The sequence below is a fragment of the Xylanimonas protaetiae genome, assembly GCF_004135385.1.
GTDB lineage: Bacteria > Actinomycetota > Actinomycetes > Actinomycetales > Cellulomonadaceae > Xylanimonas > Xylanimonas protaetiae.
Genome location: NZ_CP035493.1, coordinates 1,863,580 through 1,881,952 on the forward strand (window position 1 = coordinate 1,863,580; position 18,373 = coordinate 1,881,952).

General features: G+C 69.5%; 32 protein-coding genes. 30 read left to right on the forward strand and 2 right to left on the reverse strand.

What is annotated here, in order from left to right; all coding sequences use genetic code 11:
- The first annotated feature begins 7 nt into the window (after positions 1-7).
- From rplC to rplQ, 29 genes are all read left to right on the forward strand, one after another.
- Complete coding sequence (gene rplC / locus ET471_RS08570; protein WP_129187594.1) at positions 8-661, forward strand: 50S ribosomal protein L3; 654 nt, start codon at positions 8-10, stop codon at positions 659-661.
- A gap of 5 nt (positions 662-666) precedes the next feature.
- Positions 667-1,362, forward strand: a complete 696-nt coding sequence (gene rplD / locus ET471_RS08575) for a 50S ribosomal protein L4 (protein ID WP_129187595.1) — start codon at positions 667-669, stop codon at positions 1,360-1,362.
- The gene (rplW, locus tag ET471_RS08580; protein ID WP_129187596.1) at positions 1,359-1,661 is read left to right on the forward strand and encodes a 50S ribosomal protein L23; all 303 of its coding nucleotides are present in this window, start codon (positions 1,359-1,361) and stop codon (positions 1,659-1,661) included. The genes rplD and rplW overlap by 4 nt, the downstream gene beginning before the upstream one ends.
- A 33-nt stretch (positions 1,662-1,694) precedes the next feature.
- Positions 1,695-2,531: a 50S ribosomal protein L2 gene (gene rplB, locus ET471_RS08585; protein ID WP_129187597.1), complete on the forward strand. Its 837-nt coding sequence runs from the start codon at positions 1,695-1,697 to the stop codon at positions 2,529-2,531.
- A 15-nt stretch (positions 2,532-2,546) separates the two neighbouring features.
- A complete protein-coding gene (gene rpsS / locus ET471_RS08590; RefSeq protein ID WP_129187598.1) occupies positions 2,547-2,828 on the forward strand; it encodes a 30S ribosomal protein S19 in 282 nt (93 codons plus the stop codon).
- A gap of 73 nt (positions 2,829-2,901) precedes the next feature.
- The gene (gene rplV, locus ET471_RS08595) at positions 2,902-3,270 is read left to right on the forward strand and encodes a 50S ribosomal protein L22 (protein WP_129187599.1); all 369 of its coding nucleotides are present in this window, start codon (positions 2,902-2,904) and stop codon (positions 3,268-3,270) included.
- Positions 3,270-4,106, forward strand: a complete 837-nt coding sequence (gene rpsC, locus ET471_RS08600; protein ID WP_129187600.1) for a 30S ribosomal protein S3 — start codon at positions 3,270-3,272, stop codon at positions 4,104-4,106. Before rplV ends, rpsC begins: the two co-directional genes overlap by 1 nt.
- Positions 4,107-4,108: 2 nt before the next feature.
- The gene (gene rplP, locus ET471_RS08605) at positions 4,109-4,528 is read left to right on the forward strand and encodes a 50S ribosomal protein L16 (RefSeq protein ID WP_129187601.1); all 420 of its coding nucleotides are present in this window, start codon (positions 4,109-4,111) and stop codon (positions 4,526-4,528) included.
- Positions 4,528-4,764 (forward strand): 50S ribosomal protein L29, encoded by a 237-nt coding sequence (rpmC, locus tag ET471_RS08610; protein ID WP_129187602.1) that lies wholly within the window; start codon positions 4,528-4,530, stop codon positions 4,762-4,764. Before rplP ends, rpmC begins: the two co-directional genes overlap by 1 nt.
- A gap of 7 nt (positions 4,765-4,771) precedes the next feature.
- Positions 4,772-5,059, forward strand: coding sequence for a 30S ribosomal protein S17 (gene rpsQ, locus ET471_RS08615; protein ID WP_129187603.1), 288 nt, complete (start codon positions 4,772-4,774; stop codon positions 5,057-5,059).
- 204 nt (positions 5,060-5,263) lie between these two features.
- Positions 5,264-5,632 (forward strand): 50S ribosomal protein L14, encoded by a 369-nt coding sequence (gene rplN / locus ET471_RS08620; protein WP_129187604.1) that lies wholly within the window; start codon positions 5,264-5,266, stop codon positions 5,630-5,632.
- 2 nt (positions 5,633-5,634) lie between these two features.
- Positions 5,635-5,976 (forward strand): 50S ribosomal protein L24, encoded by a 342-nt coding sequence (rplX, locus tag ET471_RS08625; RefSeq protein WP_129187605.1) that lies wholly within the window; start codon positions 5,635-5,637, stop codon positions 5,974-5,976.
- Positions 5,976-6,551, forward strand: coding sequence for a 50S ribosomal protein L5 (gene rplE, locus ET471_RS08630; protein WP_129187606.1), 576 nt, complete (start codon positions 5,976-5,978; stop codon positions 6,549-6,551). The genes rplX and rplE overlap by 1 nt, the downstream gene beginning before the upstream one ends.
- A gap of 1 nt (position 6,552) precedes the next feature.
- Positions 6,553-6,738 carry a type Z 30S ribosomal protein S14 gene (locus ET471_RS08635; protein ID WP_012877422.1) on the forward strand — a complete coding sequence of 62 codons (186 nt, stop codon included), beginning with the start codon at positions 6,553-6,555 and terminating at the stop codon, positions 6,736-6,738.
- A gap of 93 nt (positions 6,739-6,831) precedes the next feature.
- Entirely contained in the window at positions 6,832-7,230 is a 399-nt protein-coding gene (gene rpsH, locus ET471_RS08640) for a 30S ribosomal protein S8 (protein WP_129187607.1), read from the forward strand.
- A gap of 18 nt (positions 7,231-7,248) precedes the next feature.
- A complete protein-coding gene (rplF, locus tag ET471_RS08645) occupies positions 7,249-7,785 on the forward strand; it encodes a 50S ribosomal protein L6 (protein ID WP_129187608.1) in 537 nt (178 codons plus the stop codon).
- A complete protein-coding gene (rplR, locus tag ET471_RS08650; protein ID WP_129187609.1) occupies positions 7,785-8,156 on the forward strand; it encodes a 50S ribosomal protein L18 in 372 nt (123 codons plus the stop codon). The genes rplF and rplR overlap by 1 nt, the downstream gene beginning before the upstream one ends.
- Before the next feature lie 46 nt (positions 8,157-8,202).
- On the forward strand, positions 8,203-8,862 hold the full coding sequence (rpsE, locus tag ET471_RS08655) for a 30S ribosomal protein S5 (RefSeq protein ID WP_129187610.1): 660 nt from the start codon (positions 8,203-8,205) through the stop codon (positions 8,860-8,862).
- On the forward strand, positions 8,862-9,044 hold the full coding sequence (gene rpmD / locus ET471_RS08660; RefSeq protein ID WP_012877427.1) for a 50S ribosomal protein L30: 183 nt from the start codon (positions 8,862-8,864) through the stop codon (positions 9,042-9,044). The genes rpsE and rpmD overlap by 1 nt, the downstream gene beginning before the upstream one ends.
- 2 nt (positions 9,045-9,046) lie before the next feature.
- On the forward strand, positions 9,047-9,538 hold the full coding sequence (gene rplO, locus ET471_RS08665) for a 50S ribosomal protein L15 (protein WP_129187611.1): 492 nt from the start codon (positions 9,047-9,049) through the stop codon (positions 9,536-9,538).
- A gap of 279 nt (positions 9,539-9,817) precedes the next feature.
- On the forward strand, positions 9,818-11,116 hold the full coding sequence (secY, locus tag ET471_RS08670; protein WP_129187612.1) for a preprotein translocase subunit SecY: 1,299 nt from the start codon (positions 9,818-9,820) through the stop codon (positions 11,114-11,116).
- Positions 11,113-11,748 (forward strand): adenylate kinase, encoded by a 636-nt coding sequence (locus tag ET471_RS08675; protein WP_129187613.1) that lies wholly within the window; start codon positions 11,113-11,115, stop codon positions 11,746-11,748. The genes secY and ET471_RS08675 overlap by 4 nt, the downstream gene beginning before the upstream one ends.
- 10 nt (positions 11,749-11,758) lie before the next feature.
- Positions 11,759-12,619 (forward strand): type I methionyl aminopeptidase, encoded by an 861-nt coding sequence (map, locus tag ET471_RS08680; protein ID WP_129187614.1) that lies wholly within the window; start codon positions 11,759-11,761, stop codon positions 12,617-12,619.
- A 241-nt stretch (positions 12,620-12,860) separates the two neighbouring features.
- Positions 12,861-13,082 (forward strand): translation initiation factor IF-1, encoded by a 222-nt coding sequence (gene infA, locus ET471_RS08685; protein WP_012877432.1) that lies wholly within the window; start codon positions 12,861-12,863, stop codon positions 13,080-13,082.
- A 128-nt stretch (positions 13,083-13,210) separates the two neighbouring features.
- Positions 13,211-13,324: a 50S ribosomal protein L36 gene (gene rpmJ, locus ET471_RS08690; RefSeq protein ID WP_009740505.1), complete on the forward strand. Its 114-nt coding sequence runs from the start codon at positions 13,211-13,213 to the stop codon at positions 13,322-13,324.
- A 162-nt stretch (positions 13,325-13,486) separates the two neighbouring features.
- The gene (rpsM, locus tag ET471_RS08695) at positions 13,487-13,861 is read left to right on the forward strand and encodes a 30S ribosomal protein S13 (protein ID WP_129187615.1); all 375 of its coding nucleotides are present in this window, start codon (positions 13,487-13,489) and stop codon (positions 13,859-13,861) included.
- A 76-nt stretch (positions 13,862-13,937) separates the two neighbouring features.
- Positions 13,938-14,345 (forward strand): 30S ribosomal protein S11, encoded by a 408-nt coding sequence (gene rpsK, locus ET471_RS08700; RefSeq protein ID WP_129187616.1) that lies wholly within the window; start codon positions 13,938-13,940, stop codon positions 14,343-14,345.
- 148 nt (positions 14,346-14,493) lie between these two features.
- The gene (locus ET471_RS08705; protein WP_129187617.1) at positions 14,494-15,501 is read left to right on the forward strand and encodes a DNA-directed RNA polymerase subunit alpha; all 1,008 of its coding nucleotides are present in this window, start codon (positions 14,494-14,496) and stop codon (positions 15,499-15,501) included.
- 91 nt (positions 15,502-15,592) lie between these two features.
- Positions 15,593-16,129, forward strand: coding sequence for a 50S ribosomal protein L17 (gene rplQ, locus ET471_RS08710; RefSeq protein WP_129187618.1), 537 nt, complete (start codon positions 15,593-15,595; stop codon positions 16,127-16,129).
- A gap of 77 nt (positions 16,130-16,206) precedes the next feature.
- Here the strand turns inward: rplQ and ET471_RS08715 are convergent, their stop codons facing one another.
- Positions 16,207-16,980, reverse strand: a complete 774-nt coding sequence (locus ET471_RS08715; RefSeq protein WP_129187619.1) for an ROK family protein — start codon at positions 16,978-16,980, stop codon at positions 16,207-16,209.
- A gap of 35 nt (positions 16,981-17,015) precedes the next feature.
- On the opposite strand from ET471_RS08715, the gene truA reads away from it, so the two are divergent.
- Entirely contained in the window at positions 17,016-17,909 is an 894-nt protein-coding gene (gene truA, locus ET471_RS08720; RefSeq protein WP_129187620.1) for a tRNA pseudouridine(38-40) synthase TruA, read from the forward strand.
- Here the strand turns inward: truA and ET471_RS08725 are convergent.
- Positions 17,906-18,322, reverse strand: a complete 417-nt coding sequence (locus ET471_RS08725) for a DUF5709 domain-containing protein (RefSeq protein WP_129187621.1) — start codon at positions 18,320-18,322, stop codon at positions 17,906-17,908. The two genes, truA and ET471_RS08725, sit on opposite strands and share 4 nt — an antisense overlap.
- Between the last annotated feature and the right edge of the window lie 51 nt (positions 18,323-18,373).

Below are 18,373 nucleotides of genomic sequence, written 5' to 3' on the forward strand. Positions count from 1 at the left end.
CGAGAAGATGAGCAACCTGCAGAAGAACGTGACCGCGGTGCTGGGCAAGAAGCTCGGCATGACGCAGCTGTGGGACGAGGCCGGTCGCCTCGTGCCCGTCACGGTCGTCGCGGTGGACACCAACGTGGTGACCCAGGTCCGCACGCCCGAGACCGACGGCTACGCGGCCGTCCAGCTGGCCGCCGGCCAGATCGACCCGCGCAAGGTCACCAAGCCGCTGAAGGGCCACTTCGAGAAGGCCGGCGTCACGCCGCGCCGTCACGTGGCCGAGATCCGCACCGCTGACGCCGCCACCTACACGGTCGGTCAGGAGATCACCGCCGCCGCCTTCGAGGCCGGCGCCGTGGTCGACGTCACCGGGACGACCAAGGGCAAGGGCACCGCTGGTGTCATGAAGCGTCACGGCTTCGCCGGCGTGAGCGCCTCGCACGGTTCGCACCGCAACCACCGCAAGCCGGGCTCGATCGGTGGCGCGTCGACGCCGTCGCGCGTGTTCAAGGGCCTGCGCATGGCTGGTCGCATGGGCGCCGAGCGTCAGACCACCCAGAACCTGACCGTCCACGCGGTCGACGTCGAGAAGGGTCTGCTGCTCGTCAAGGGCGCGGTTCCCGGCCCCAAGGGTGGCGTCGTCGTCGTCAAGACCGCCGCGAAGGGTGCGTGAAAAGCATGACCGCACAGATCGTTGACGTTCTCGACGCCCAGGGCAAGAAGGCCGGCCAGGCCGAGCTTCCCGCCGAGGTGTTCGACGTCGTCACCAACGTCCCGCTGATCCACCAGGTCGTCGTCGCGCAGCGTGCCGCTGCCCGTCAGGGCACGCACGCCACGAAGACCCGCGGCGAGGTCCGCGGTGGTGGCAAGAAGCCGTACAAGCAGAAGGGCACCGGCCGCGCCCGTCAGGGTTCGACCCGCGCTCCGCAGTTCGCCGGCGGTGGCACCGTCCACGGCCCGCAGCCGCGCTCGTACGACCAGCGCACCCCGAAGAAGATGAAGGCCGCCGCTCTGCGTGGCGCCCTCTCCGACCGCGCTCGCGCCGGTCGCGTGCACGTCGTCTCCGGCTTCGGCATCGACGGCACGCCGTCGACCAAGACCGCGCTCCAGACCCTGGCCCTGCTGACCGAGCGTCCCCACGTCCTCGTGGTGACCGAGCGCACGGACGAGGCGACGATCCTGTCGCTGCGCAACGTGCCCGAGGTCCACCTGCTCGTCGCGGACCAGCTGAACACGTACGACGTCCTCGTCTCGGACGACATCGTCTTCACCGAGGGTGCGCTCGCCGCGTTCCTCGCCGGCCCTGCCAAGGGCGCGAAGGCCGTCGCGACCGAGAGCGAGGCCGTCGAGGCCGCTGAGGAGGCCACCAAGTGACCACCGTGCAGAAGGACCCGCGCGACATCCTGCTCGCGCCGGTCGTCTCCGAGAAGAGCTACGGCCTCCTCGACGAGGGCAAGTACACCTTCGTCGTGGACCCGCGTGCCAACAAGACCGAGATCAAGATCGCTGTCGAGCAGGTCTTCGGCGTCAAGGTCGACTCGGTCAACACGATCAACCGCAAGGGCAAGACGCGCCGCACGCGTTTTGGCCTGGGCAAGCGCAAGGACACGAAGCGTGCGATCGTCACCCTCCGCGAGGGTTCGATCGACATCTTCGGCGGTCCGGTCGGCTGACCCGGTACTGAAGAAGATCGAGGACTGAATCCCATGGGTATTCGTAAGTACAAGCCGACTACGCCTGGCCGTCGTGGCTCGAGCGTGGCGGACTTCGTCGAGGTCACCCGTTCGCAGCCGGAGAAGTCGCTGGTCCGCCCCCTGTCGAAGACGGGTGGCCGCAACAACACCGGTCGCATCACGACCCGACACAAGGGTGGTGGCCACAAGCGCCAGTACCGCGTGATCGACTTCCGTCGTCACGACAAGGACGGCGTGCCGGCCAAGGTCGCTCACATCGAGTACGACCCCAACCGCACCGCGCGCATCGCCCTCCTGCACTACGCGGACGGCGAGAAGCGCTACATCATCGCGCCGAACAAGCTGTCGCAGGGCGACGTCGTCGAGGCCGGTGCCGGCGCCGACATCAAGCCCGGCAACAACCTGCCGCTGCGCAACATCCCGACCGGTACGGTCATCCACGCCATCGAGCTGCGTCCCGGTGGCGGCGCGAAGATCGCCCGCTCGGCCGGTGTCTCGGTCCAGCTCGTCGCCAAGGACGGCCCCTACGCCCAGCTGCGTATGCCGTCCGGTGAGATCCGCAACGTCGACCTGCGCTGCCGCGCCACGGTCGGCGAGGTGGGCAACGCCGAGCAGTCGAACATCAACTGGGGCAAGGCCGGCCGCATGCGCTGGAAGGGCGTCCGCCCGACCGTGCGTGGTGTCGCCATGAACCCGATCGACCACCCGCACGGTGGTGGTGAGGGCAAGACGTCCGGCGGTCGCCACCCGGTGAGCCCCTGGGGCCAGCCGGAGGGCCGTACCCGCCGTCCGAACAAGCCGAGCGACAAGCTGATCGTTCGTCGCCGCCGCACTGGCAAGAAGCGCTGATAAGGAGCCTGGAACATGCCTCGTAGCCTGAAGAAGGGCCCCTTCATCGACGGCCACCTCCAGAAGAAGGTGGACGTGCAGAACGAGAAGGGGACCAAGAACGTCATCAAGACCTGGTCCCGTCGGTCGGTCATCACGCCCGACTTCCTCGGTCACACCTTCGCCGTGCACGACGGCCGCAAGCACACTCCGGTCTTCGTGACCGAGTCGATGGTCGGCCACAAGCTCGGCGAGTTCGCTCCCACGCGGACCTTCCGCGGCCACGTGAAGGACGACAAGAAGGGTCGTCGTCGCTGAGCCGATGCCTTGACAGGCATAGCTCAGTGACGATGAACCTGGACTGTCTTCGATACAGGAAAGCAGGACAGCAATGGAAGCCAAGGCGCAGGCGCGGTTCGTCCGCGTGACGCCGATGAAGGCCCGGCGCGTCGTGGACCTCATCCGTGGCAAGCAGGCCGGCGAGGCCGTCGCGGTGCTGAAGTTCGCGCCGCAGGCCGCCGCCGAGCCGGTGCTGAAGGTCGTGGAGTCCGCGATCGCCAACGCCCGGGTGAAGGCCGACCGCGCGAGCGAGCGCTTCGACGAGCAGGACCTCGTCGTCTCCGCCGCGTTCGTGGACGAGGGCCCGACCCTGAAGCGGTTCCGCCCGCGTGCCCAGGGCCGTGCGGCCCAGGTCCTCAAGCGGACCTCGCACATCACCGTGGTGGTCGCACCGCGCGAGAAGAAGGAAGGGGCCCGATAGTGGGGCAGAAGGTTCACCCGCACGGGTACCGCCTCGGCATCACCACCGACCACCGGTCGCGCTGGTTCGCCGACAGCACGAAGCCTGGCCAGCGGTACCGCGACTACGTCCGTGAGGACGTCGAGATCCGCAAGCTCATGGCCACCGGCCTCGAGCGTGCCGGCATCGCCAAGGTCGAGATCGAGCGCACCCGCGACCGCGTCCGCGTGGACATCCACACGGCGCGTCCGGGCATCGTGATCGGCCGTCGTGGCGCCGAGGCCGACCGCATCCGCGGCGAGCTCGAGAAGCTCACGGGCAAGCAGGTCCAGCTGAACATCCTCGAGGTCAAGAACGCCGAGATCGAGGCTCAGCTGGTCGCCCAGGGCATCGCCGAGCAGCTCGCCTCGCGCGTCTCCTTCCGTCGAGCCATGCGCAAGGGCATCCAGTCCGCGCAGCGTGCCGGCGCGAAGGGCATCCGCGTGCAGGTCTCGGGCCGTCTCGGCGGCGCCGAGATGAGCCGGTCGGAGTTCTACCGCGAGGGTCGCGTGCCGCTGCACACGCTCCGCGCGAACATCGACTACGGCTTCTTCGAGGCCCGCACCACCTTCGGCCGCATCGGCGTGAAGGTGTGGATCTACAAGGGCGACGTCACCGAGAAGGAGTTCGCCGCCCAGCAGGCCACCTCCGCTCCGCGCCAGGGCCGTGGCCCGCGCGCCGAGCGTGGTGGCGAGCGCGGTGGCGACCGTCGTGGCGGTCGCCGCAACGACCGTTCGGCTGCCCCGTCGACGGATGCGCCGGCCGAGGCCGCCGCTCCCGCCGTTGAGGCGCCGGCTGAGACCGGAACGGAGGCCTGAGCATGCTGATTCCCCGCAGGCTCAAGCACCGCAAGCAGCACCACCCCGGCCGCTCCGGCGCGTCGAAGGGTGGCAACACGATCTCGTTCGGTGACTTCGGCATCCAGGCTCTCGAGCCCGCCTACGTCACCAACCGTCAGATCGAGGCTGCTCGTATCGCGATGACCCGCCACATCAAGCGTGGCGGCAAGGTCTGGATCAACATCTACCCGGACCGTCCGCTGACCAAGAAGCCCGCCGAGACCCGCATGGGTTCCGGCAAGGGCTCGCCCGAGTGGTGGGTCGCCAACGTCAAGCCCGGCCGCATTCTCTTCGAGCTGGCCGGCGTCCCGGAGCCCCTGGCTCGTGAGGCCATGCGCCGAGCGATCCACAAGCTCCCGATGAAGTGCCGTTTCGTGGTGCGCGAGGGTGGTGCGAACTGATGGCTATCGGTACCAAGGGCCTGGCCCCGACCGAGCTGGACGGCTTCGACGACGCGAAGCTCGTCGCCGAGCTGAAGAAGGCCAAGGAGGAGCTGTTCAACCTCCGCTTCCAGTCGGCCACCGGCCAGCTGGAGTCGCACGGCCGCATCAAGGCCGTCAAGCGCGACATCGCGCGGATCTACACGATCCTGCGTGAGCGCGAGCTCGGCATCCGTACGGCTCCGAGCGCTGAGTGAGGCAGAGATGAGCAACGAGACGACTGCGGCCCCTGAGGCCGAGGAGCGCGGCATTCGCAAGACCCGCCGCGGCTACGTGGTCAGCGACAAGATGGACAAGACCATCGTGGTCGAGGTCGAGGACCGGGTGAAGCACCCGCTCTACGGCAAGGTCATGCGTCGCACGACCAAGGTCAAGGCCCACGACGAGCAGAACACCGCCGGCATCGGCGACCTCGTGGTGATCATGGAGACCCGCCCGCTGTCCGCGACCAAGCGGTGGCGCCTGGTGGAGATCCTCGAGAAGGCCAAGTGACACCCAGAGAGTGATCTTCGTCGCCCGGGTCCCCGTCGGGGGCCCGGGCGGCGTAGACTCTCCCATTGGCCTGCCCGCGGCGTGACACACGTATGCGTGCGGGTGGCCACAACCATCAATCCGTTCGGCCAGGCTCCCTCGCCTGTCTGCGTCCTGGTACGCGGGCGCGCGCGGGAGAACCAGCTCGACGACAGGAGCATTTGAATGATCCAGCAGGAGTCGCGACTCCGGGTCGCCGACAACACGGGTGCCAAGGAGATCCTTTGCATCCGCGTTCTCGGTGGTTCCGGCCGTCGCTACGCCGGTATCGGTGACGTCATCGTCGCCACCGTCAAGGACGCTATCCCCGGCGGCAACGTGAAGAAGGGCGACGTCATCAAGGCCGTCGTCGTCCGGACCGCCAAGGAGCGCCGCCGTCCCGACGGTTCCTACATCAAGTTCGACGAGAACGCCGCTGTCATCCTCAAGAACGACGGCGAGCCTCGTGGCACCCGCATCTTCGGTCCGGTCGGTCGCGAGCTTCGCGACAAGAAGTTCATGAAGATCATCTCGCTCGCGCCGGAGGTGCTCTGACCATGGCCAAGATCAAGAAGGGCGACCAGGTGGTCGTCATCGCCGGTCGTGACAAGGGCAAGACCGGTCGCGTCCTGGAGGTCCTCAAGGACTCCGACCGCGTCGTCGTCGAGGGCGTCCAGCGTGTGACCAAGCACGTCAAGGCCGGCCAGACCGCCCGCGGCACCCGCACCGGTGGCATCGAGACCGTCGAGGCCCCGATCCACGTCTCCAACGTCATGCTCGTCGACCCGGAGACCAAGAAGGGCACCCGCGTCGGCTTCCGCCTCGAGCAGGTCGAGCGCGACGGCAAGACCAAGACGGTTCGCGTCCGCGTCGCGAAGCGCTCCGGGAAGGACGTCTGATGACCGAGACCACTCTCGAGGCCCCGGCCACCCCGCGCCTCAAGCAGAAGTACCGCGAGGAGATCCTGACCGCGCTCCGCGAGGAGTTCGGCTACCCGAACGTCACCCTGGTTCCCGGTCTGACGAAGATCGTCGTGAACATGGGTGTCGGCGACGCCGCCAAGGACTCCAAGCTCATCGAGGGCGCCATCCGCGACCTCACCGCCATCACGGGCCAGAAGCCGCAGGTCACCAAGGCCCGCAAGTCGATCGCCCAGTTCAAGCTGCGCGAGGGCATGCCGATCGGCGCCCACGTGACGCTGCGCGGTGACCGCATGTGGGAGTTCCTCGACCGTCTGCTGTCGATCGCCCTGCCCCGTATCCGTGACTTCCGCGGTCTGTCGGGCAAGCAGTTCGACGGCCACGGCAACTACACGTTCGGCCTCACGGAGCAGTCGATGTTCCACGAGATCGACCAGGACAGGATCGACCGTGTCCGCGGTATGGACATCACGGTCGTGACCACGGCGAACACCGACGACGAGGGCCGTTCCCTGCTCCGCCGTCTCGGCTTCCCCTTCAAGGAGGAGAACTGACATGGCGAAGAAGGCCCTGATCAACAAGGCCGCCGCGAAGCCCAAGTTCGCGGTCCGCGCCTACACCCGGTGCCAGCGCTGCGGCCGACCCCACTCGGTCTACCGCAAGTTCGGCCTGTGCCGTATCTGCGTCCGGGAGATGGCCCACCGCGGCGAGCTCCCTGGCGTCACCAAGAGCAGCTGGTAACACCTACGACGTCGTAGGTCCGGCCGGGACCGCATGGCAATCCGTCCATGCTGAGCCGGCCGGAAACCGCGACGAGGAAGGGCAAGAGCCCAGATGACGATGACTGACCCGATCGCAGACATGCTGACGCGTCTGCGGAACGCCAACTCGGCGCACCACGACACCGTGACGATGCCGTCCTCCAAGCTGAAGCTCCACATCGCGGAGATCCTTCAGAAGGAGGGCTACATCGCCGGCTTCGTCGTCGAGGACGCGAAGGTGGGCAAGAACCTCACCATCACCCTGAAGTACGGCCCGAACCGCGAGCGCGCCCTGTCGGGCATCCGCCGCATCTCGAAGCCGGGTCTTCGCAAGTACGCGAAGTCGACGGAGCTCCCCAAGGTCCTCGGTGGCCTCGGTGTCGCGATCCTGTCGACCTCCTCCGGCCTCCTCACCGACCGCCAGGCTCAGGCCAAGGGCGTCGGTGGCGAGGTCCTCGCCTACGTCTGGTAATCGGAAAGGAGATAAGCCATGTCTCGAATCGGCAAGATCCCCGTTCCGGTTCCCGCCGGCGTGGACGTCACCATCTCGGGTGCGCTCGTGACCGTGAAGGGCCCGAAGGGCACCCTCGAGCACAACGTCCCCGCCCCCCTCACGGTCGTCCAGGAGGACGCCACCCTCGTGGTGACGCGCCCCAACGACGAGCGTGACTCCCGTGCGCTGCACGGCCTGACCCGCACGCTGCTGGCGAACATCGTCACCGGCGTGACGCAGGGCTACGAGAAGAAGCTCGAGATCGTCGGCACGGGTTACCGCGTCACGGCCAAGGGCTCGGACCTCGAGTTCGCCCTCGGGTTCTCGCACCCGGTCGTCGTCTCCGCTCCCGAGGGCATCTCGTTCTCGGTCGAGAGCCCCACCAAGTTCACGGTGGCCGGCATCTCGAAGCAGCAGGTCGGCGAGGTTGCGGCGAACATCCGCAAGATCCGCAAGCCCGAGCCGTACAAGGGCAAGGGTGTGCGTTACGCCGGCGAGGTCGTCCGCCGCAAGGTCGGAAAGGCTGGTAAGTGATGGCTATCAAGATCCTGGGCAAGGGCAAGGCCGTTGCCAAGCAGCGCCGTCACCTTCGTCTGCGCAAGAAGATCAGCGGCACCGCTGCTCGTCCGCGCCTCGTCGTGACGCGCTCGAACCGCCACATGGTCGCTCAGATCGTCGACGACACGGTCGGCAAGACCGTCGCGTCGGCGTCGACCCTCGAGGCCGACCTGCGCGCCTTCGACGGCGACAAGGTGGCCAAGGCCCGCAAGGTCGGCGAGCTCGTCGCCGCGCGTGCCAAGGCTGTCGGCGTCGAGTCCGTGGTCTTCGACCGCGGCGGCAACAAGTACCACGGTCGTGTGGCTGCGGTCGCCGACGGTGCACGAGACAACGGGCTGGCACTGTGATGGCGGCGATCGCCTCGAAGACCGACCGGAAGATGGAGAACCTCTGATGGCTGCAGGGCAGCGCACCGGCGCCCCCCAGGGCGCCAACGAGAGCAACAACGACGGACGTCGCAGCAACCGCCGCGACGACCGCCGCAACGACCGCCGCGAGGCGGAGAAGTCCGCGTTCGTCGAGCGCGTCGTCACGATCAACCGTGTGGCGAAGGTCGTCAAGGGCGGTCGCCGCTTCAGCTTCACCGCGCTCGTCGTGGTGGGCGACGGTGACGGCACCGTGGGCGTCGGCTACGGCAAGGCCAAGGAGGTGCCCGCGGCGATCGCCAAGGGTGTCGAGGAGGCGAAGAAGAACTTCTTCCGCGTCCCCCGCATCCAGGGCACCATCCCGCACCCCACCCAGGGTGAGGCCGCTGCCGGTGTCGTGTTCCTGCGTCCGGCGTCGCCGGGTACCGGTGTGATCGCCGGTGGTCCGGTGCGCGCCGTGCTGGAGTGCGCGGGCATCCACGACGTCCTGAGCAAGTCGCTCGGCTCGTCGAACTCGATCAACATCGTCCACGCGACGGTGCAGGCGCTCAAGCAGCTCGAGGAGCCGGCCGCCGTGGCCGCGCGCCGTGGGCTGCCGCTCGAGGACGTGGCCCCGGCCGCGCTCCTGCGCGCGCAGGCCGCCGGCATCGCGGCGAAGAAGGACGCTGCCGAGAAGGTGGGTGCGTGATGGCTCGTCTCAAGGTGACCCAGACCAAGTCCGCCATCGGCGGCAAGAAGAACCAGCGCGAGACGCTGCGGACCCTGGGCCTCAAGCGGATCGGTGACACCGCCGTCAAGGAGGACCGTCCCGAGATCCGCGGCATGGTCAACACGGTCTCGCACCTCGTGACCGTCGAGGAGGTCGACTGACCATGGCTGAGGCCAAGAAGAAGGTGGCTGAGGCGGAGGTGACCGAGAAGGTCAACCCCCTCAAGGTCCACCACCTGCGTCCTGCCCCCGGTGCCAAGACCGCGAAGACCCGTGTGGGTCGCGGTGAGGGCTCGAAGGGCAAGACCGCGGGCCGCGGTACCAAGGGTACGAAGGCTCGTTACCAGGTCCCGCAGCGCTTCGAGGGTGGGCAGATGCCTCTGCACATGCGCCTCCCGAAGCTGCGCGGCTTCAAGAACCCGTTCCGCGTCGAGTTCCAGGTCGTGAACCTGGACAAGCTCGCCGCGCTGTACCCCGAGGGTGGCTCCGTCACCGTCGAGGACCTCGTCGCCAAGGGCGCGGTCCGCAAGGGTCAGCCGGTGAAGGTGCTGGGCACGGGCGAGATCACCGTCAAGCTGGACGTCGCGGTCGACGCGCTGTCCGGCTCCGCCAAGGAGAAGATCCTGGCGGCCGGCGGTTCGGTCTCGGAGGACTGACACCATCACACAGGGCCGGAGGCGCGTTGTCGCCCCCGGCCCTGTGTGCTGTCATCGTTGGCCACGTCGCTGGTCAAGACACCCCCACTTCCGCATAGAATCCCTGCGGTCCTGTCGTACCTCTGGTGCGGCGCGCGGTCCGGGTCACGCGACCTGGCCCGGACCGTGTCCATCCGGCGCCGACGGCGTCGGGCGTACCGCCCGACGACGACGACGCCACACCTCGCCGGGGTCCGGCGACACGAGTCACCCGCCCCTTCGGCGGGCCAGGAGGACTAGGTGCTCAGCGCATTCGTCCGGGCGTTCCGGACGCCTGACCTGCGGCGCAAGCTGCTGTTCACGATCGCGATCATGGCGATCTTCCGCGTCGGTTCGTTCATCCCGACGCCTGGCGTGAACTACCCGAACGTCCGCCAGTGCATCGCCGACTCGGCCGGTGGCACGTCGCTCCTCGGACTCGTCAACACCTTCAGCGGTGGCGCGCTCCTGCAGTTGTCGGTCTTCGCGCTCGGCATCATGCCGTACATCACCGCGAGCATCATCATCCAGCTGCTGCGCGTCGTGATCCCCCGCTTCGAGGTCCTTCACAAGGAGGGTCAGGCGGGTCAGGCGAAGCTCACGCAGTACACCCGGTACCTGTCGATCGCGCTCGCGATCCTGCAGTCCACGACCGTCATCACGACGGCTCGCCAGGGCCTGCTCTTCCCCGGCTGCAACCTCGACGTCATCGCCGACCGCTCCGTCGTGACGATGCTGCTCATGGTCATCACCATGACCGCCGGAACGGGCCTGATCATGTGGCTGGGCGAGCTCATCACCGAGCGCGGTGTCGGCAACGGCATGTCGCTGCTCATCTTCACGTCGATCGCCGCGAGCTTCCCGACCGGTCTCTGGTCGGTCGCCGGCGGCAACAACGGCATCCGCAACATCATCATCGTGGTCGCGGTGATCGTCCTCGTCATCGGCCTCGTGGTCTACGTCGAGCAGTCGCAGCGCCGCGTGCCGGTCCAGTACGCCAAGCGCATGGTGGGCCGCCGCATGTACGGCGGGACGAGCACGTACATCCCGATCAAGATCAACATGGCCGGCGTGATCCCGGTGATCTTCGCGTCGTCGATCCTGTCGATCCCGACGCTGATCGCGCAGTTCGGCGACCAGAGCGCGGGGTGGGTCCAGTGGATCTCGGCGCACCTGGCCCACCAGAACGCGCCGCTCTACATCGCGCTGTACTCGGTCCTCATCCTGTTCTTCTGCTTCTTCTACACGTCGATCACGTTCAACCCGGACGAGGTCGCCGACAACATGAAGAAGTACGGCGGCTTCATCCCTGGCATCCGTGCCGGCCGCCCGACCGCGGAGTACCTGGACTACGTGAGCAACCGCATCACGTCGGCCGGCGCCCTCTACCTCGTGGTCATCGCACTCATCCCGACGCTGATGGTCGTGTTCCTCGACATCACGGCCAACCTTCCGTTCGGCGGCACGTCGATCCTGATCATCGTGGGCGTCGGCCTCGAGACGGTGAAGCAAATCGACTCGCAGCTGCAGCAGCGTCACTACGAAGGGTTCCTCCGTTGACAGAGAACGTCCCCTCGCGCCACGACCTGCACCCCGCGTCCGGCCCCGAGGGCCGCGCGACCCGCTTGCTGATCATGGGCCCGCAGGGCTCCGGCAAGGGCACGCAGGCGGCTCGCCTGGCCGAGGTCTTCGGGATCCCCGCGATCTCGACCGGTGACATCTTCCGCGCCAACATCAAGGGCGGCACCGAGCTGGGCCGCCTGGCGCAGGAGTACACGAACAAGGGCGAGCTCGTCCCCGACGAGGTCACCGACTCGATGGTCCGCTCCCGCCTCGGCGAGGACGACGCAAAGGCGGGCTTCATCCTCGACGGCTACCCGCGCAACGCGCACCAGGTCGAGGCGCTCGACGCCACGTTGGGCGAGCTCGGCTGGTCGCTCGACGGCGTCATCGAGCTCACCGCCGACCGCGCCGAGCTGCTGAGCCGCATCGCCAAGCGTGCCGAGCTCGAGGGCCGCGCGGACGACACCGAGGAGGCCATCGCGCGCCGCCTCGACATCTACGCCGAGCAGACCGCCCCGCTGACCTCCGCCTACGGCGAGCGCGACCTGCTGGTGCAGGTCGACGGCATCGGCGAGGTCGCCGAGGTGACCGACCGCATCGTGGCCGGTCTCCAGGCCCAGTTCGGCTGAGGCCGCCTTCATGGGTCGCGAGCGCGTCGAGCTGAAGACGCTCGAGCAGGTGCGCGTCATGCGGCGCGCCGGTCTCGTCGTCGCCGACGTGCTGGCGGCCGTCCGCGCGTCGGCCCGCCCGGGCATGACGACGGCGGACCTCGACGTCGTCGCCCGCCAGGTCATCGACCGGGCGGGGGCGACGTCCAACTTCCTGGGGTACCACGGGTTCCCCGCGACGATCTGCACCTCGGTCGACGACGAGGTGATCCACGGCATCCCCGGCCCGCGCGTGCTGCAGGCCGGGGACGTCGTGTCCGTGGACGCCGGCGCCGTCGTCGACGGCTGGCACGGCGACTCCGCGACGACGTTCGTGCTGGGTGCCGACGGCGCCCTGCCGCCCGGCTCGCCCGACGCGGACCCCGCCGACGACGCGCTGGTGCGGGCCACCGAGGCGGCGATGTGGGCGGGCATCGCGGCGCTGGCCGCCCGGGGCCGGCTCAACGACGTCGGCCGCGCGGTGGAGACGGCGGTCGAGGTAGCCTCCGCGGCGACGGGCGTCGCCCTCGGCATCGTCGAGGAGTACGTGGGCCACGGCATCGGCACGGCGATGCACCAGCCGCCGGACGTCGTGAACTACGCCGAGCGCGGCCGCGGCATGCCGCTCAAGACCGGCATGTGCCTCGCGATCGAGCCCATGGTGACCCGGGGGAGCGGGGCGACCCGCGAGCTCGAGGACGGCTGGACCGTCGTCACGACGGACGGCTCGCGCTCCGCGCACTGGGAGCACTCGGTCGCGATCCTCGAGGACGGCATCACCGTGCTCACGGCCCCCGACGCCGGGGCGGAGCGCCTCAAGGAGCTGGGTGTCGACGTCGTCGTCGTCGACTGACGCGGGACGTGAGCCACGGCACCGTCCGTTCGGTTTCCACCACCTGGATCGGTCCGGTAGGCTAGTTCTTTGGGTGTAGTCCGCTCGCGCCCCCAGCCGGTCTTCCGGCCGGGACGGGCGGCAGCACACGACATCCCACGTCCCACCACCGGTGTCACGCCGTCGGCCACATGCCGCGCGGTGCGGCCGGGTTCGCCCGGGGGCCGAAGGAAGCAGTCAGGACGAAGAGTTAGCGGAGGACATGGCAAAGAAGGACGGCGTCATCGAGATCGAGGGCAGCGTGATCGAGGCTCTGCCGAACGCGATGTTCCGCGTGGAGCTGGCCAACGGTCACAAGGTTCTCGCTCACATCTCGGGCAAGATGCGTCAGCACTACATCCGCATCCTCCCCGAGGACCGGGTCGTGGTGGAGCTGAGCCCGTACGACCTGTCTCGCGGCCGGATCGTCTACCGCTACAAGTAGTCACCCGTCACGTCCGCCCGGGTCTCCGGGCGGATCCACCCCTCAACCACGCCGACTCCCGCAGCACCTGCGGGGTCCTCGCACCGTTGTGACGGTAGTGCGGGGCCGAGGCGGCGAAGGAAAGAACCATGAAGGTCAAGCCCAGCGTCAAGAAGATCTGCGACAAGTGCAAGGTGATCCGCCGGCACGGTCGCGTCATGGTGATCTGCGAGAACCTGCGCCACAAGCAGCGCCAGGGCTGACGCAGCACCTGGTGACGGCCTAGCCGTCGCCGCCAGCGCATCGCCACAAGTCCGCCCCTGACGAAGGAGGCGGTGGAACCCTCGGCCCGGAGGCCGGGGCCCGCAGCTCCGCGGGACGACGATGCGGAAGACCTCCGGTGAAGTACAGGAGCCGTCAGGCACATGGCACGTCTTATCGGCGTCGACCTCCCCCGCGAGAAGCGGGTCGAGATCGCGCTCACCTACATCTACGGCGTCGGCCGTACCCGCGCGACCGAGACGCTGGCTGCGACCGGCATCAGCTCGGACGTCCGCGTCAAGGACCTCGACGACGCCCAGCTCGTCGCTCTCCGCGACTACCTCGAGGGCAGCTACAAGCTCGAGGGTGACCTCCGCCGCGAGGTCGCCGCCGACATCCGCCGCAAGGTGGAGATCGGCACGTACCAGGGTCTGCGCCACCGTCGCGGGCTGCCGGTGCGCGGTCAGCGCACCAAGACCAACGCGCGCACCCGCAAGGGTCCGAAGCGCACCGTCGCGGGCAAGAAGAAGGCCCGCTGACGTCTAGCAGTCCGGGTAGCCGGGCCTCACGGCCCGCTCCGGTCCGACGACCTCAGTACTAGGAGAGAACGAGCACATGCCTCCCAAGTCTCGTGCCGCTGCCGGCACGCGCAAGCCGCGCCGCAAGGACAAGAAGAACGTCCCCGTCGGCCAGGCGCACATCAAGTCGACGTTCAACAACACCATCGTGTCCATCACGGACCCGACCGGTGCCGTGATCTCGTGGGCCTCGGCCGGCCACGTGGGCTTCAAGGGCTCGCGCAAGTCGACGCCGTTCGCCGCGCAGCTCGCCGCCGAGTCGGCCGCCCGCCGCGCCCAGGAGCACGGTGTCAAGAAGGTCGACGTCTTCGTCAAGGGCCCGGGTTCCGGTCGTGAGACCGCCATCCGCTCCCTGCAGGCGACCGGCCTCGAGGTCGGCTCGATCCAGGACGTGACGCCCCAGGCCCACAACGGCGTTCGCCCGCCGAAGCGTCGCCGCGTCTGACCTACCCGACCGGCCGGGCACCGACGGTGCCCGGCCGGTCGACCCTGGTCGGGCGGACGGACCTGGTCCGACCCGGCCTTCGCGAGCAGATGTCCCGCGCAACCTGTGATGCGTCAAATAGCGGACGCACACCGAAAGGACAACCACAGTGCTGATCGCACAGCGCCCCACCCTGACCGAAGAGGTCATCTCGGAGCACCGCACCCGGTTTGCCATCGAGCCGCTGGAGCCCGGCTTCGGCTACACGCTCGGCAACTCGCTGCGCCGCACCCTGCTGTCGTCCATCCCGGGCGCGGCCGTCACCTCCATCCGCATCGACGGTGTGCTCCACGAGTTCACCACCGTGCCGGGGGTGAAGGAGGACGTCACCGAGATCATCCTCAACATCAAGAACCTGGTCGTCTCCTCGGAGAACGACGAGCCGGTCGTCATGTACCTGCGCAAGCAGGGTGCCGGGGCCGTCACCGCCGCGGACATCGTCCCGCCGGCGGGCGTCGAGGTGCACAACCCCGACCTGCACATCGCCACGCTCAACGAGAAGGGCAAGCTCGAGATCGAGCTGACCGTCGAGCGCGGTCGTGGCTACGTCTCCGCGGCGCAGAACAAGTCGCTGGACGCCGAGATCGGCCGCATCCCGGTCGACTCGATCTACTCGCCGGTCCTCAAGGTCACGTACAAGGTCGAGGCCACCCGTGTGGAGCAGCGCACGGACTTCGACAAGCTGATCGTCGACGTCGAGACCAAGCCGGCCATCACGCCGCGCGACGCTCTCGCCTCCGCCGGCAAGACGCTCGTCGAGCTGTTCGGCCTGGCCCGCGAGCTGAACGTCGAGGCCGAGGGCATCGAGATCGGCCCGTCGCCGACGGACTCCGCGCTGGCCGCGGACCTGGCGCTGCCGATCGAGGAGCTCAACCTCACGATCCGCTCGTACAACTGCCTCAAGCGCGAGGGCATCCACCAGGTCGGTGAGCTCGTCGCGCGCAGCGAGGCGGACCTGCTCGACATCCGCAACTTCGGTGCGAAGTCGATCAACGAGGTCAAGGAGAAGCTGGCCGAGCTCGGCCTGGCGCTCAAGGACTCGCCGCTCGACTTCGACCCGTCCGCCGCGTTCTACGACGGTGGCGACGACGCGGCCTACGACGAGCAGTCGTACTGACATTCCCTGCGCCAGGTCCGAGCGACCTGGCGCAGGCCTGCCGGGCGCGCGCTGAGCCCCCGGCAGGGAACCCCCTCAAGGAGAACCTGACATGCCTACCCCCACCAAGGGTCCGCGGCTCGGCGGTGGCCCGGCTCACGAGCGTCTCATCCTCGCGAACCTCGCCACGGCGCTCTTCGAGCACGGCCGCATCACCACCACCGTCACCAAGGCGAAGCGCGTCCAGCCGCTGGCCGAGCGTCTCATCACGTTCGCCAAGCGCGGCGACCTGCACGCCCGCCGTCGCGTCCTGACCGTGGTCCGCGACAAGGGCGTGGTGCACACGCTGTTCACCGAGATCGCCCCGGCCGTGGCCGAGCGCAACGGTGGCTACACGCGCGTCACCAAGGTCGGCAACCGCAAGGGCGACAACGCTCCCATGGCCGTGATCGAGCTCGTCCTCGAGCCCGTCAGCCCGAAGCAGGCCGTCGTCAAGGAGGCCGAGAAGGCCACCGCCAAGGCCGCGCCGAAGAAGGCCGCGAAGGTCGAGGAGACCGTCGTCGAGGAGACCGTCGAGGCTCCCGTCGAGACCGAGGTCGTCGAGGCTGCCGCCGAGGAGACCACGGTCGAGGAGACCAAGGAGGCCTGAGCCTCCGCGCCTCCCGCGCCGCGTCGAGAGGGCCCCGCACCGTCACGGTGCGGGGCCCTCTCGCGTTCCCGGGCCGGTCAGATCAGCCCGAGGGTCTCCCGTGGCAGCTCCCACGCGCGCGCCCCGCCCACGAGGGCGGCGGAGTTCGGCACGACGACGACGTCGTCGCCGAGGCGGCCCAGGACGGTCGGCGTGATGCGGCGGGAGTTGCCGCCGCCCAGGTAGAGCCGGTCCCACCAGAACACCGGCCGCAGCCCCTCGACCATCGTGAGGACGCGCCGCGACCACAGCCCGTCGCCCAGGCGGCGCCGCTCCGGCTCGCCGATGTACTCGTCGTACGTGGCGCCGCGGCGCACGGGCGCGCGGGACCACTCGAGGTGCGGCGCGAGGCGGCCGCCGTCGAACAGGGCGGCGCCGAGGCCCGTGCCGAGCGTGAGGACGAGCTCGAAGCCCGACCCTGCGACGACCCCGGCGCCGTGGACCTCGGCGTCGTTGAGCACCAGCGCCGGGATGCCGAGCCGCTCGGCGACCGCGGCACGCACGTCGAAGCTCTCCCAGGCGTCGCGCAGCTCGGGCTCCACGCGCGAGCGGGGCCCGGACCGGGTGATGTAGTGCGGCGTGTGCACGACGACGCCGTGGCGGATCACGCCCGGCATCCCCACGGTCACGCGGTGCGCGCGGGGCAGGCCCGTGGCGATGTCCGCGATGGTGTCGACGAGCAGCGCCGGGGGGAGCGGGTACGGCGTCGGCACGCGGACCGGGGCGGCGTGGGCGGTGCCGGCCTCGTCGAGGACCGCCGCCTTGATGCCGCCGCCGCCGCAGTCGACCGCGAGGGTGAACGTCTCGGACACCCTGCCATCATCGCCGAGTCGGTGAGAATGGCCCGGTGAACGACGTCGAGACCGTCCGCGTCCGCCTGGACCTCGCCTACGACGGCACGCTCTTCGCGGGCTGGGCGCGGCAGCCCACGCTGCGCACCGTGCAGGGCGCGCTCGAGGAGGGGCTGGAGCGGCTGCTGCGCACGACGGCGCTCGGGCTGCCCGCGCCGCGCCTGACGGTCGCCGGGCGCACCGACGCCGGGGTGCACGCCCGCGGGCAGGTCGCGCACGTCGACATCCCCGTCGCGCGCTGGGACGCGCTGCCGGGCCGCTCCGACCGAGGGCCGGGCGAGTCGCTCGTCGCGCGGCTCGCCGGGGTGCTGCCGCCCGACGTCGTCGTGCACCGCGCCACCCTCGCACCCGCCGGGTTCGACGCGCGGTTCTCCGCGCTCTACCGCCGCTACGCGTTCCGGATCGCCGACGACGCCGCCCTGCGCGACCCGCTGCGCCGCACGCACGTGCTCTGGCACCGGCGGCCGCTCGACGTCGTCGCGATGCACGACGCCGTCCAGGCGCTGCGCGGCGTGCGCGACTTCGCCGCCTACTGCAAGCCCCGGCCGGGCGCGACGACCATCCGCGAGCTCAAGGAGCTCGACTGGGAGCGGCCCGCCGGCGGGCCGGACGCGGGGCTCGTCGTCGCCCGCGTGGTGGCGGACGCGTTCTGCCACAACATGGTGCGCTCCTTGGTCGGGGCGTCGATCGCCGTGGGGGAGGGGCGCAAGGACGTCGCCTGGCCGTCCGAGGTGCTCGCGTCGCGGCGGCGTGAGCTGAACGCCGCCGTCGTGCCCGCGCACGGGCTCACGCTCGAGGAGGTCGTCTACCCGCCCGACGACGAGCTTGCGGCCCGGGCGGACCGCATCCGCGCGATGCGGATGGACGAGGACGTCTGGGACACGCCCTAGATGTCGGTCGTCCAGTGCATCGCGGCCTCCTCCGCCGTCGCCGCGGCGCCGTCGACGCCCGCGTCCTGGCCGTAGAGGTCGTTCGAGCGGGCGGCGCCGTCGCCGTCCGGGTCGGCGTCGTCGTCGGCCACGAGGCGGCCCGCGCGGGACGTGTCCTGCGGGCGCTGGCGCTCGGTCTCCCACCAGTCGGGCTCCTCGGCCGCGAGGCGGGCGTCCAGCGGCTCGTCGTGCGACTGCTCCCAGGCCGTCTCGCCCCAGTGGTTGGCGCGCGACCGCTCGGGCGGTGAGTAGCCCTCGTCGAGCGGGTCGTAGCTCCCGCGGTCGAACAGGGTGTCGTCGGCGGACAGCTGGTCGCTGTCGCCCTCGGCCCCGGTCTCGGGATCCGGGGCCGTGCCAGGAGTCTGCTCGCTCATGTGCCCACGATCCTCCCCTGCGCGGAGGTCCGCAGCACGAGACGTCACCGG